General features: G+C 73.4%; 10 protein-coding genes. 4 read left to right on the forward strand and 6 right to left on the reverse strand.

The features are described 5' to 3' along the window. Positions 1–456 (reverse strand): ABC transporter ATP-binding protein (locus tag ACIF83_RS42560; protein ID WP_398141334.1); only part of this gene is annotated, 456 nt, incomplete at its 3' end. A 395-nt stretch (positions 457–851) separates the two neighbouring features. Here ACIF83_RS42560 and ACIF83_RS42565 point away from each other — a divergent pair. The 3 genes from ACIF83_RS42565 to ACIF83_RS42575 all read left to right on the forward strand — a co-directional run bounded on the left by ACIF83_RS42565 (position 852) and on the right by ACIF83_RS42575 (position 6,746). Then, the gene (locus ACIF83_RS42565; protein ID WP_399735665.1) at positions 852–2,069 is read left to right on the forward strand and encodes a cation:proton antiporter; all 1,218 of its coding nucleotides are present in this window, start codon (positions 852–854) and stop codon (positions 2,067–2,069) included. A 190-nt stretch (positions 2,070–2,259) separates the two neighbouring features. Next, positions 2,260–3,153, forward strand: coding sequence for a glycosyltransferase family 2 protein (locus tag ACIF83_RS42570; protein WP_393484449.1), 894 nt, complete (start codon positions 2,260–2,262; stop codon positions 3,151–3,153). A 437-nt stretch (positions 3,154–3,590) separates the two neighbouring features. Then, positions 3,591–6,746: a BTAD domain-containing putative transcriptional regulator gene (locus ACIF83_RS42575; protein ID WP_399735669.1), complete on the forward strand. Its 3,156-nt coding sequence runs from the start codon at positions 3,591–3,593 to the stop codon at positions 6,744–6,746. Between the two features lie 7 nt (positions 6,747–6,753). On the opposite strand, the gene ACIF83_RS42580 is transcribed toward ACIF83_RS42575, so the two are convergent. The 3 genes from ACIF83_RS42580 to ACIF83_RS42590 form a co-directional block, all read right to left on the reverse strand. After that, positions 6,754–8,439 (reverse strand): bifunctional 3'-5' exonuclease/DNA polymerase, encoded by a 1,686-nt coding sequence (locus ACIF83_RS42580; protein ID WP_399735672.1) that lies wholly within the window; start codon positions 8,437–8,439, stop codon positions 6,754–6,756. Positions 8,440–8,534: 95 nt separating this feature from the next. Beyond that, positions 8,535–9,305 (reverse strand): Clp protease N-terminal domain-containing protein, encoded by a 771-nt coding sequence (locus ACIF83_RS42585; protein ID WP_393484455.1) that lies wholly within the window; start codon positions 9,303–9,305, stop codon positions 8,535–8,537. 72 nt (positions 9,306–9,377) lie between these two features. Continuing rightward, positions 9,378–10,004: a LysE family translocator gene (locus ACIF83_RS42590; protein ID WP_393484457.1), complete on the reverse strand. Its 627-nt coding sequence runs from the start codon at positions 10,002–10,004 to the stop codon at positions 9,378–9,380. 146 nt (positions 10,005–10,150) lie between these two features. On the opposite strand from ACIF83_RS42590, the gene ACIF83_RS42595 reads away from it, so the two are divergent. Beyond that, the gene (locus tag ACIF83_RS42595) at positions 10,151–11,257 is read left to right on the forward strand and encodes a DUF2786 domain-containing protein (protein ID WP_399735676.1); all 1,107 of its coding nucleotides are present in this window, start codon (positions 10,151–10,153) and stop codon (positions 11,255–11,257) included. Between the two features lie 4 nt (positions 11,258–11,261). Here ACIF83_RS42595 and ACIF83_RS42600 read toward each other — a convergent pair whose 3' ends face one another. Then, positions 11,262–11,780, reverse strand: coding sequence for a DUF4232 domain-containing protein (locus ACIF83_RS42600; protein WP_399735678.1), 519 nt, complete (start codon positions 11,778–11,780; stop codon positions 11,262–11,264). A 103-nt stretch (positions 11,781–11,883) separates the two neighbouring features. Then, positions 11,884–12,363 (reverse strand): hypothetical protein, encoded by a 480-nt coding sequence (locus ACIF83_RS42605; RefSeq protein ID WP_398141340.1) that lies wholly within the window; start codon positions 12,361–12,363, stop codon positions 11,884–11,886. Between the last annotated feature and the right edge of the window lie 74 nt (positions 12,364–12,437).

A 12,437-nucleotide genomic window follows, 5' to 3' on the forward strand; every position in this document is an offset into this window, starting at 1 on the left:
GGCGATGTCGAGGCGTCGCTTCATGCCGCCGGAGTAGGTGGAGGCGGGTTTCTTCGCGGCCTCGGTGAGGTCGAAGCGTTCCAGCAGCTCGGCGGTCGTCTGCCGTCCCTCGCGCCGGGAGAGGTGGTGCAGGTCCGCCATCAGGAGCATGTTCTCCTCGCCGGTGATCAGGCCGTCGACGGCGGAGAACTGGCCGGTGACGCCGATCGCGGCCCGTACTGCCTGGGCGTGGGCGGTGAGGTCGTGCCCGGCGATCCGGGCCCGGCCCCCGTCCGCGGAGATCAGGGTGGAGAGGATCTTGACGGCGGTGGTCTTGCCCGCACCGTTCGGGCCGAGCAGCGAGAAGATCGTGCCTGCCGGCACCTGGAAGTCGATGCCGTCCAGGACGGTCTTGTCCCCGTAGGACTTGCGCAACCCCGTGGCTGCGATGGCGAGTTCGTGGTCTGTCGTCGTCATGCCGCAGAGCTTGCGGCCGAGGCGGTTCAGCGTGGTTTCAGCGTGGTTTCAACCGCGCCGGGAGGCTCCCTGCCGGACTGCCGGGCTGCCGGGCCCGTGCTCCGGCGGGCGATGAGTTCCACGGGTACGACGGTGTCGACCGGTGAGTCCTCCGTCGGGGACCCGGCGTCCGGCTTCACGCCCTCGCCGGGCTGCTGTCGCCCTGGACGGTCGGCCGGGTCGTCGACTCCGCCGCCTCTGTGGCCGCCGGGTACCGGACCGCGCTCCTCTTCACCGCCGCCCTGCTCGGTACGACCTGACTGCCGACGGTGTGGCGGCTGTGCCCCGAGCGGGACGCCAGGTGTCTGATGGATGCTTCATCCCTTTTGTTGTCGAATACCTAGATACTGCGAGGCATGTCGCATCCCGGGACACTCATCCTGATCATGGCCATCGCGGTGCTGGCCCCGCTGCTCGCGTACGGCAGCAGCCGCTGGATCCCCGTCCCGCTGGTCATCTTCGAGATCGTGCTCGGCATCGTCATCGGCCCCGACGTCCTCGGCTGGGCCCGCCACGACCAGGTGATCGACGTCCTGTCGAACCTCGGTCTGGCCATGCTGATCTTCCTCGCCGGGTACGAGATCGACTTCGCGGCCGTCCGCGGCGCCGTCCTGAACCGCTCGATCGCCGCCTGGGTCATCTCCCTGGCGGCCGGTCTCGGTATCGCCTTCGCGCTCACCGGCGGCGAGACCACGAAGAGTTTCGTCATCGGCACCGCGCTGACCAGCACCGCCCTGGGCACGGTCCTGCCGATCCTGCGGGACTCGGGGGGCCTGCGCGGCCGCTTCGGCACGGTCGTCCTGGCCTTCGGTGCGGTCGGCGAGTTCGGTCCGGTCATCGCCGTGGCCCTGCTGCTCAGCGGCCGCAGGCCGGGCGTGGCCACCGTGGTCCTGGTGGCGTTCGCGGCCGTGACCGCGGCGGGTGTGTGGTGGGCGCTGCGGCCCCGCCCGCCCTGGTTCTCCCGGCTGGTCGCTCAAACCCTCGACAGCAGCAGCCAGTTCGCCGTCCGGTACGTCATGCTGCTGCTCGCCTCGATGCTCGGCCTGGCCCGCGCGTTCGGCCTGGACATCCTGCTCGGCGCCTTCGCCGCCGGCGTCATCACCCGCCTGATCCTGCACGCCGCCGCCCCTGAGCACGGCGCCCAAGTGCTGAGCAGAGTCGAGGCGATGGGGTTCGGCTTCCTGGTCCCGCTCTTCTTCATCGTCACCGGCATCGACTTCGACCTCGATGCGCTGCTGCACGGCGGCCGTTCCCTCGTCCTGCTGCCGGCCTTCCTGCTGCTCTTCCTCCTGGTCCGCGGCCTGCCGCTCTACCTGCTCGCCCCGCCCGACCTGACCCGCCGGGACAGCGCCGCCCTGCTGCTGTACGGCTCCACGTGCCTGCCCCTCGTCGTCGCCATCACCACCATCGGCCTCACCGACCGGTCCATCGCCTCGGGCGAGGCCGCCGCCCTCGTCGGCGCCGCCATGCTCTCCGTCCTGATCTTTCCCCTCCTCGCTCTCCGGATCCGCTCGGGCCATGGCGAGAGGGCCGAACGGCCGTCGGGGCTTGTCGAGAGTGCGGAGTCGTGGTGAGCCGGGGGGAGGGGAGTCGCCGCTGAAGTTCCTGCGGCGCATGGAAAGGCGCACACAAAACCGGAGCAAAGGGGCAGCAAAGTGAATCTGCGTCAGGTGAACCGGCGCACCTGAGGCAACATCTTGGTGAACGGCGAGCGCCCCGCGGTCAGGACGCCGGTGCCGCCGTCGGCCGGATGGGGTGAGGGACGTGGTGGAGCCGAGGATCGCCGTCGCCGTGGTGACCATGGGCAACCGGCCCGCCGAAGTCGACGCCCTGCTGGAGTCCGTGGCCAAACAGGACGTCGCGCCCGCCCGCATCGTGATCGTCGGCAACGGCTGTCGGCTGCCCGAGTTCGCCGAGCGGCTGTCCCTGCCGGGCGAGGTCACCACCATCGACGTCGAGGAGAATCTCGGTTGCCCGGGCGGCCGCAACGTCGCCCTCGCCCGGCTGCGGGAGTACGGCGACGTCGACGCCGTCGTGGAACTGGACGACGACGGACTGCTCGTCGACCCCGACGTGCTGCGCCGGGTGCGCGAGCTGTACGCGGCCGACCCGCGCCTCGGCATCATCGGCTTCCGCATCGCCGACGAGCATGGCGAGACGCAGCAGCGGCACGTGCCCCGGGTGGGCAAGTCCGACCCCCTGCGCGGCGGTTACGTCACCGGCTTTCTCGGTGGCGGGCACGCCTTCCGGATGGCGATGCTGGCCGAGACCGGTGACTGGCCCGCCGAGTTCTTCTTCGCGCACGAGGAGACCGACCTCGCCTGGCGGGCCGCCGACGCCGGCTGGAAGATCCTCTACGCCCCCGAGCTGCTGCTGCAGCACCCCAAGACCTCACCGGCCCGGCACGCCATCTACTACCGAGTCAACGCCCGCAACCGGGTCTGGCTCGTCCGGCGCCGGCTGCCGCTGCCGCTCATCCCGGTGCACCTGGGGGCGTGGCTGCTGCTCACTCTCGCCCGCACCCGCTCCCTGGCCGGGCTGCGGGCCTGGTTCGGCGGGTTCGCGGAGGGGCTGCGGGAGTCGCCCGGCGAGCGGCGGCCGATGCGCTGGCGGACGGTGTGGCGGCTCACCCGGCTCGGGCGCCCGCCCGTCGTCTGAGCGAAGGGCGGCGTGGGGCGGCGAGGGCGCGAAGGCCCGAAAGTACGAGGGGGACGGGACAGGGCCCCGGTCGTTCACCTCCGCCGACCGGGGACCCTTGCGTCCCCGGATCAGGCCTGCGGCGACACTCCCCCGAGTTACGCGACTTGCCGCGCGCGCCGTCGGGCCGGATCCGATGGAAAGATCACATCAGGGCCCGCCAACGGATCGCTAACATGTGGCCAACGGTTCGTGCGCGGGCCGTGGTTCGGTTGGCCGGAAGTAGCCGGGCGGCAGGGCTAGTAGGCAGGAACCCTAACGGATTCCGGCCCCGGCCAACAGATGGTGGCTGGCGGAATATCGTTGTGAATGGGGCGGATTTCCGCCAGGGACCGGCGGGCACATGCCCGCCGCGCAGCACGGTCGGACGGGACCGCGCGGAAAGGCAGTGGAGCGGGATGCGGCGGTGCGAGCTGCGGTTCGGACTGCTGGGACCGCCCGTCCTCTACGACCGGCAGCCGTACGAGATTTCGTACGGTGCTTCTGACGGCGTCCCCGGCGCCTCCGGCACCTTCGACGCTCCCGACAACCACGTCCGTGCCATCGGCAGCCCCAAGGTCCGCTCCCTGCTCGCCGCGCTGCTGCTGGAGGCCGGCCGGGTCGTCTCGGTCGAGTCGCTGAAGGACGCCCTGTGGGGCGGGGCGCCCCCCGTCTCGGCGCAGGCCTCGCTGCACAACCACGTCACCCGGCTGCGCCGGCTCCTGGACGACCCCGAGCGGCTCAGGGCCGTGGCGCCCGGCTATCTGCTGCGCGTGGACGAGGGCGAGTTGGACGTGCACGTCTTCGACGCCCGGGTCGCCGAGGCGCGCGCCGCGCACGCCCGGCGGGACTGGACGGGTGTCGTGCGCCCCTGCACGGCCGCGCTCGCGCTCTGGCGCGGCACCCCGCTGAGCGGACTCCCCGCCGACCTCGGCGGCTACGCCCTCGTACAGCGCCTGGAGGAGGCACGGCTGCTCCTGCTGGAATGGCGGTACGACGCCGAACTCGCGCTCGGCGGAGCCCGGCTGGCCGGGCTCGTCCCCGAGCTGGCGGCCCTGGTCGCCGAGCATCCGCTGCGCGAGGCGTACCACCGCCAGCTGATGCTGGCCCTGCACCGCACCGGCCGCCAGGCCGAGGCCCTGGCCGTCCACCGCGACCTGCGCGCCCGCCTGGTGGAGGAACTCGGCATCGAACCGGGCCCCTCGGTCCGCGAGGCCCATGTGGAGGTCCTGCGGGGCGCCCCGGTACCGGGGGCAGGGGAACGGAGCGCGCGGGTCCCCGCCCAGCGCGTCCACACTCCCGCGGCCGCCGACGGCGAGAAACCCCCACAGGGGCCACCCGCGCCCGACGACGAAAGCGGTACGGGGGGTGCGGGCGGGAACCCGATCCCGGCCGCAGGCCGAGTCTCCACCCACGCACCCGCACCGGCCCAACTCCCGGCGCCCCCGGCGAACTTCACCGGCCGAGCCCCCGAGACGAAGGCCCTGCACCACACCCTCGCCACCCGGGGGAGTCGACTCGCCGTGATCAGCGGCATGGCCGGCGTGGGCAAGAGCGCCCTCGCCCTGCACGTGGCCCACGAGCTGAGGGAACGTTTCCCCGACGGCCAGCTGTACGTGAACCTGCACGGCGCGACCCCCGGCATGGCCCCGCTCACCTCGTCCCAGGCGCTCACGGCCCTGCTCCGCGACCTCGGCGCCGAGCCCCGCAACATCCCCGAACACCCGGACGCCGCAGCCGCGTTGCTCCGCTCCCTGCTCGCCCCGGCCCGCATCCTGCTGGTGCTGGACGACGCGGCGAGCGCGGCCCAGGTACGGCCCCTGCTGCCGGCCGGGCCCGGCTGCGCCGTGATCATCACCAGCCGCTCCCCGCTGACCGCCCTGGACGGCGCCCGGCGCTTCCCGCTCTCCCCGCTGACCGGCGAGGACAGCGCCGCACTGCTACGCGCGGTGAGCGGACGCGAGGGGCTCGACGCGAGCCACGCCCTGGTCGAGCTGACCGGCAGGCTGCCGCTCGCGCTGCGGGTCGTCGCCGCCCGGCTCGCCGCCCGCAGGGCCCTCACCCCGGACGTGCTGGCCGGTCAACTGGCCGCCACGGAGGGCCGCCTGCACCACCTGGAGTACGACGACCTGAGCGTCCGCCGGTCCCTGGCCGTCGCCCATGACGCGCTCGCCGCCGCCGAACGCGAGGCCGACCGGGACGCGGCCCTCGCCCTGCGCCGCATCGGCGCGCTCGACCTGCCCACCTACGGCGCCCCGCTGGTCGCCCGCCTCACCGGCACCGACGCGCGCCGCGCCGAGGCCGCCCTGGACCGGCTGGTCGACGTGGCCCTGCTGGAGGAGACGGAGTACGGCCGCTACGCCCCGCACGACCTGGTCCGTGACTTCGCCCGCGAACTGGCCGGCCAGAGCACCGAGCCGGCCACCGGCGCCGATCCGGACCTGACCGCCCTGCGCTGGTACGCGGCCGCCGCCGAGCGCGCCCTCGTCGCCATCGTGGAGCCCGGTCTCGACCAGGACGACCGTCTGCGGCCCACCTCCGCCCAGCCGCCGGAGCACGCGGCGGACGTGGCGAGCCTGGGCACCTTCGAGTCCGCCGAGCGGGCGTTCGCCTGGGGCGACGTGGAGCTGGAGAACATCGTGGCGCTGGTGGAGCGCAACGCCGGCCCGGGCGACGACCGCCGGGCCGCCCATCTCTCCGCACTCGTCCGGCTGTTCTTCCCCTACGTGCAGCGCAGCGGCCGGGTCGCCGAGATGGAGGTGCTGGGGCGGGCCGCCCTCGGTGCGGCGCGGCGGCTGGGGGACGCGGCGGCCGAGGCGTACGCCCTGGGCGACCTCGCGGGCCTGCACTTCCTGACCGGGCGGCAGAACGACGCCCTCGCCCTCACCGACCAGGCCCTCGTGATCTGGCGGCGGCTCGGCACCGTCTCCTGGATCCGGCGCTGTCTGAACAACCGCGGGCTGCTGCTGGAGGGGCTCGGCCGGTTCGAGGAGTCCGGGGAGGCGCTGCGGCAGAGCCTCGCCCACTCCCGGCAGCTGAACGACCCCTACGGCGAAGCCGTCACCCGCAGCCACCTCGGCAACCTCTACGAGCACACCGACCCGCGGGCCGCCATCGAGCAGCACCGGCGCTCGCTGGCGATCGGGGACGAGATCGGCGCGGTCATCGTGCAGCACTCCGCGCACTGCAACATCGGCTACGCCCACCTCACCCTCGGCGAACCGGCCGCTGCCGCCGGGCACTTCCAGGAGAGCCTGCGCATCCTCGGCGGACACGGCGACTGGCACGGCGAGTCGCAGACCCGGCTCGGCCTGGTCCGCGCGCTGCGCCGGCTGGGCGAGGCCGAGCGGGCCGCCGAGGAGTGCACCGAGCTGCTGCGCCGGGCCGACGCCCGCGCCGACCGCTACATGGGCGGCCTCGCCCGCCACCAGCACGGGCTGCTGCTGAGCGAGCAGGGCCGGCGGCCGGAGGCGTACGACGCCTGGCGCGCGGCGCTCGTGGCCCTGGACGGCACCGACGAGCAGGCGGTGCTGGAGGAGCTGCGCGAGCTGCTGGCCGGGGCCTCGGCCCCGTGAGGGGCCCTCACTTGGCGTCGGCGTAGCACTCCACCACCGCCGTCGTGAACGGGAAGCGCACCGGGGTCTCGCCGAAGGTCAGCCGTCCGGCGAGGTCGGCGGCGTCCCGGATGGCCTGGGCGACGGTGTCGGCCTCCTCGGCGGGGCAGTGCACGATCACCTCGTCGTGCTGGAAGAACACCAGCTCGGCCGCCAGGTCCGCGCAGGATCGGCGCAGCGCGGCGAGCAGCAGCAGGGCCCAGTCGGCGGCGCTGCCCTGCACCACGAAGTTGCGCGCGAAACGGCCCCGCGCGCGGGAGTTGGTGGACGCGTATCCGGGGACCCACGGCTGCCCGTCGGGGGTGTCCTCGCCGATGGGGATGCCCGCCTCCTCCTCCGCGTCCTCGCCGTGCTGGGCGGCGGGCGGACAGGTCCGGCCCAGCCAGGTGCGCACGAGCCGGCCCTCCTCGCCGGCCCGCGCGGCCTCGTCGACGTAGGCCACCGCCTTGGGGAAGCGGCGGCGCAGCGCGGCGAGGTTCTTCAGGCCGTCGCCCGAGGTCTGGCCGTAGACCGCCCCGAGCACGGCGAGCTTGGCCTGGTCCCGGTCGCCGGAGAAGGCGCGGTCGGAGACGGACTGGTAGAGGTCGCTCTCGCGGCCGGCCACCTCCATCAGGCCGGGGTCGCGGGAGATCGCTGCCAGCACGCGTGGCTCCATCTGGTCGGCGTCGGCCACGACCAGCCGCCAGCCGGGGTCGGCGACCACGGCTCGCCGGATCACCTTGGGGATCTGCAGCGCGCCCCCGCCGTTGGTCACCCAGCGCCCGGTGACCGTGCCGCCGGCGAGGAACTCGGGCCGGAAGCGGCCGTCGCGGACCCAGTCCTGCAGCCAGGACCAGCCGTGCGCGACCCAGATGCGGTACAGCTTCTTGTACTCCAGCAGCGGCTTCACCCCCGGGTGGTCGAGGGATTCGATCTCCCAGCGGCGGGTGGACTTCACCTTGATCCCGGCCTGGGCGAAGGCCTTGACGACATCGGCGGGCAGGTCGGGCCGGACCCGGCGGCCGAAGGCGGCTGACACCTCGTCGGCCAGCTCGGCCAGGCGGCGCGGCTCGCCGCCGCCCGCGTACCGCTCGCCCAGCAGGTCGTGCAGCAGCTCGCGGTGGACCTGGGCGCTCCAGGGGAGGCCCGCGTGGTTCATCTCGGCTGCCACCAGCATCCCGGCCGACTCGGCGGCGGTCAGCAGCCGCATCCGGTCGGGGTGGGCGCTCTTCTCGTGCCGCCGCTGCTGGTCGGCGTAGACCGCGAGGAGGTCCGCCAGCGGCAGCCGGGTCCCGCTCGGCTCGAACAGCGGGGACTGGGCGCCCGGTTCGGCCGGACGCAGTGGTGGGTCGGGCGGTACGGGGCCGCCGCGGAGGCGGGCCAGGGCGGCGGCGGCCGAGCGCGGCTCGCCGTACCGGCCCTCGTGGCCCAGCAGAAGTGTCTCGGCGTCCTCGATGTCGTAGCACCGCTCCACTCGCACCCCCGTGGCGAGCAGACGCGGATAGACCTCGGGGGTCGACCGCCACACCCAGCGCGTCACCTCCGGGCGGCTCCGCACCGCCCCGGCGAGATCGCTCTCCCGCCGCACCGGACCGGCGGGCAGCCCGTCCGGGCCGAGGGGGGCGACGTCCACGCCACCGTCCTCGGCCGGTGCGAGAGCCCACCGGTCGGTCATGACTGCGAGTGTGGCAGGCGGCACTGACAATGAGCCTGACCTGCGGATTCGCGTCTCGGGGCCGGGTGTTCCCCGACCACTGGTCCAGCCCCTTCTCAGTCCGTCGGTCCGTCGCTCGCGGCCTCCTCCGCGTCCGAGGCGGCCTTCTTCTGCTCCAGGAGCAGCGCAAGTACCTTGCCGACGTACTCCTCGGTCCCCGTCTTGGTGATGCCGAGCCCGCTGAGGACGCCCTCGCCGTTCTCGTGCTCCAGCAGCGCCAGCAGGAGGTGCTCGGTGCCGATGTAGTTGTGGCCGAGCCGGAGGGCCTCGCGGAAGGTGAGTTCCAGGACCTTCTTGGCCTCCGGGCCGTAGGGGACGAGGTCGGGGACCTCCTCGGCGGCCGGCGGGAGCGCGGCGGTCGCGGCCTGGCGTACGGAGTCCAGCAGGACGCCCTGTGCGGTGACCGCCTTCGCCGCCAGGCCCTCCGGCTCGACCAGCAGCCCGAGGACCAGGTGCTCGGGGCGGCCCTCGGTGTTGCGCGCGGCCAGCGCCTCGTTGTGCGCGGCCATGACCACGTTCCGCGCGCGCGGGGTGTAGCGGCTGAAGCCCTGGCTGGGGTCGAGGTCGGCCGACTCCTTCGGCACGAACCGCTTCTGCGCCGCCTGCCGGGTCACGCCCATGCTCTTGCCGATGTCGGTCCAGGATGCCCCCGAGCGGCGGGCCTGGTCGACGAAGTGGCCGATCAGATGGTCGGCCACGTCGTCGAGGTGATCGGCGGCGATCACCGCGTCCTGGAGCTGGTCGAGGGGTTCGGTGTGGACCTTCTTGATCGCCTCGATGAGGTCGTCGAGGCGCACGGATGCCGTGATGTTCGGATTGGTCGCCATGTGTCAACCGTAGGTTGCCACCCCCAAGGTGTCAACCGATGGTTGACAGTCCGGATTTCCTGCCCTCGTCGGCTACTCGGGTGCGGCCGCCAGGCGCACCGCCAGTCCCGCGAACACCGTCCCGCTGAAGTAGTCCAGGCCCCGGGTCACCCGTCGGCTGCGCCGCAGCAGCGAGGCGAGCCGCCCGGAGAGCAGCCCGACGGAGCCGTCCACCAGGAGGCCCATCACCGTGATCGTGAACCCCAGGACCAGGAACTGCTCCCGCACGTGCCCGAGGTCCGGGTTCACGAACTGCGGCAGGAAGGAGACGTTGAAGAGGATCACCTTCGGGTTGAGCAGATTGGTGACGGCGCCCCGCCAGAAGGCCCGCCGGCGTCCCGACCCCGGCGTGTCCTCCTCCTCGACGGACCCGCCGTCGCCGCGGAATGCCCTGACCGCGAGAAACAGCAGATAGGCCGCGCCCGCCCAGCGCAGCACGTGGTACAGCGTCGGCAGAGTCAGGAACAGCGCCGACAGGCCGAGTGCCGCGGCGACCGCGTGCACGAACATCGCGCAGGCCACCCCGGCGGCGGCCGTCATGCCGGCCAGCGGGCCGCCCCGGCCGCCCATCGCCACGATGAACATCATGTCCGGACCAGGAGTGACACAGAGCGCGAAGGCGGCCACGAGGAAGGCCGCATAGAGAGACATGTCCACCATGGGGTCATGCTGGGCACGTCCCCGCGCGCGGGTGGCCGGATTCCGTGGAGTGAGACACCGCAGCCCGGAGGCCGCGCGCGGCAAGTTGTCCACAGGGTGTGGACGGCCCCGGCCCGCTGTCCGCGGCCCATGGCACGATCGACACCGTGACCAGCACCTCCAGCACAGTCGAGCGGGCCTTCCGGGCCGCCCTGTACGACGACACCGACGCCGGACTCGACACGGGCGCCTCCCTGCTCGCCGCAGACCCCGCGGCCGACGCCGAACTCGCGCGGCGGGGCGAGGAGTTCGTCGCCACGGCCTGGCAGCGCGGCTGGCAGCCCGCCGACGTCGTACGGCTCGTACGGCGCGACCTGGAGGACGGCCACGTCCGCCTGGCCGCAGGGCTGATCCGGGCGCAGGCCGGGCGGGACCGCCCGCGCGGGCGCCGCTGGGCAGCCCAGCTGGAGGCCCTGCCGCAGGACCCCGCGCGCGACGGCGACCGTTTCTCGCACGCCACCGCGGTCCTCCAGCTGTACCGCCTGCTGCTGCGACTGCCCGCTCTGGAGCCCCTCGAAGAGCCCCGCCGCGAGCACGGGCCCTCCGCCTCCCGCATGCTCGCCCGGATCCGGGCCCTGCTCGCCAAGGCCGAGGCGACCGGGTATCCGGAGGAGGCCGAGGCACTGAGCGCCAAGGCGCAGGAGCTGATGGCCCGGCACAGCGTCGACGAGGCGCTGCTCGCCGCCGCCGCCCCCGCGCCGGACGCGCCGGGTGCCTGCCGCATAGGCGTCGAGCCGCCGTACGAGCAGGCCAAGGCGGTGCTGCTGCACGCGGTCGCCGCCGCCAACCACTGCCGCGCGGTGTGGAACGAACCGCTGGGCTTCTCCACGGTCGTCGGCTTCGAGGCGGACCTGGAGGCGGTCGAGCTGCTCCACACCTCGCTGCTGGTGCAGGCCACGCACGCCATGACCAAGGCGGAGGCCGCCCAGAGGGCCGGTGGCCGCAAGCGCACCAAGACTTTCCGGCAGTCCTTCCTCGCGGCCTACGCCCACCGCGTCGGCGACCGTCTCGCGGCCGTGGCCGAGACCCAGGTGACGCAGGACCTGCTGCCCGTCCTCGCCACCCGCGAGGTGGCCGTCACCGACCGGCTGGAGCGCATGTTCCCCGAGACCACCACGACCCGGCTGCGCGGCGTGACCGACGCGGCCGGCTGGACGGAGGGCGCGCGAGCGGCGGACGAGGCCCAGGTCAGGGCCCGCCCCAGGCTGCCGTGAGCCGTCAGTCCCCGGCCTGCTGGAAGGCGCTGACGGAGGCCTCCGGGTCGCCCTGGCTGGTCTTGCCGGCGATCGGGCCGTACTTCCAGGGAATGCTCTGGCCGACGTCGCTGCCCGGCAGGACGACGTTCATCGACTCCGCCTTCAGGTTCTTCCCGTCACCGTCCTTGCCGCGCACGTAGGTGACCGTGAAGGTCGCGGAGTCACCCTTGGCGAGCTTCAGCGTCTGCGCCTTGGCCCCCTTCTGGGGCTTCAGGGTGACGGTCGTGCCGGGCTGGTTCACCTCGACGTGCGGAAAGCCGTCCAGGGTGCAGGGCGCGCTCTGGTTGGTGATGCTGACGACCACCTCGCCGGTGTCCCCGGCCGCCGGCGCCACGCTCGCGGAGCCGGCCTGTACGGACACTTTGCCGACCGCGCAGCCCGACGCGGACCTGTTCTTGCCACCACTGCCCCCGCCGTCGTTGCAGGCGGTCAGCAGGAGGGCGGCGGCGAGGGCGGTGACAGTGAGCGGAATGGCGCGCATGAGCAGGTCCCCATCGAGGTCGTGACGGTCTCCCCGCATCATGGCCCCTGCGCCCGGGACGCGATCACGCGCCCCTGGCGAATTCACCGCTTCAGGCACCTCGTCACTGCTTGACGGGTGCCGTCGGCAGCCCGGACGGAAGCTTGCCGCCCTCGGCCTTGGTGTAGGTCTCCTGTCCGAGCTTGCCCGACCAGGTCACCTTCATCGCGTCCTTGCTCGCCGAGTCGACCATGCCGGTGACCCGGTCCTTGCTGCCGTCGGTGCAGGTCAGATGGATCATCTGCATGCCCGCCTCGGTGCCCGCGGCGCCGCTGCACACGGTCCCGCCGGTCACGAACAGCCCGGCCTGCTTCCCGGTGACCACCAGGGCCACGACGGAGCCCTTGCTGGTGGTGATCCAGCTGCCCTGGAGCTTGCCGGAGGAGCCCGTCACGGCGCCCGTACCCGTGGACGTCGGGGTCGCGCTCGGGGTGGGCGAGGAGTCGTCCTTGGAGCCGCCCCCGCTGCACGCGGTCAGCGCGAGCGCGCCCACCAGCCCCGCGGCCGCGGCCGCGGTCCGCACCCTTGCAGTCGCCGTAGTCACGTCAAGCTCCCCAAGCTGTAGCGGGCCGGCCGCCCCGGGGCCGTCGGCCCGTCGCGGTCGACACCCCCCCGGAC

Origin of the sequence: Streptomyces sp. NPDC085866 (assembly GCF_044541035.1) — a bacterium.
In the GTDB taxonomy this organism is placed as follows: domain Bacteria; phylum Actinomycetota; class Actinomycetes; order Streptomycetales; family Streptomycetaceae; genus Streptomyces.

What these genes read in the sequence shown, in the direction of transcription:
- ACIF83_RS42585 (WP_393484455.1), bottom strand. Translation starts at nt 9,305, where the DNA reads ATGGCGACCAATCCGAACATCACGGCATCCGTGCGCCTCGACGACCTC.
- ACIF83_RS42580 (WP_399735672.1), bottom strand. Translation starts at nt 8,439, where the DNA reads ATGACCGACCGGTGGGCTCTCGCACCGGCCGAGGACGGTGGCGTGGAC.
- ACIF83_RS42565 (WP_399735665.1), top strand. Translation starts at nt 852, where the DNA reads ATGTCGCATCCCGGGACACTCATCCTGATCATGGCCATCGCGGTGCTG.
- ACIF83_RS42590 (WP_393484457.1), bottom strand. Translation starts at nt 10,004, where the DNA reads ATGGTGGACATGTCTCTCTATGCGGCCTTCCTCGTGGCCGCCTTCGCG.
- ACIF83_RS42600 (WP_399735678.1), bottom strand. Translation starts at nt 11,780, where the DNA reads ATGCGCGCCATTCCGCTCACTGTCACCGCCCTCGCCGCCGCCCTCCTG.
- ACIF83_RS42575 (WP_399735669.1), top strand. Translation starts at nt 3,591, where the DNA reads ATGCGGCGGTGCGAGCTGCGGTTCGGACTGCTGGGACCGCCCGTCCTC.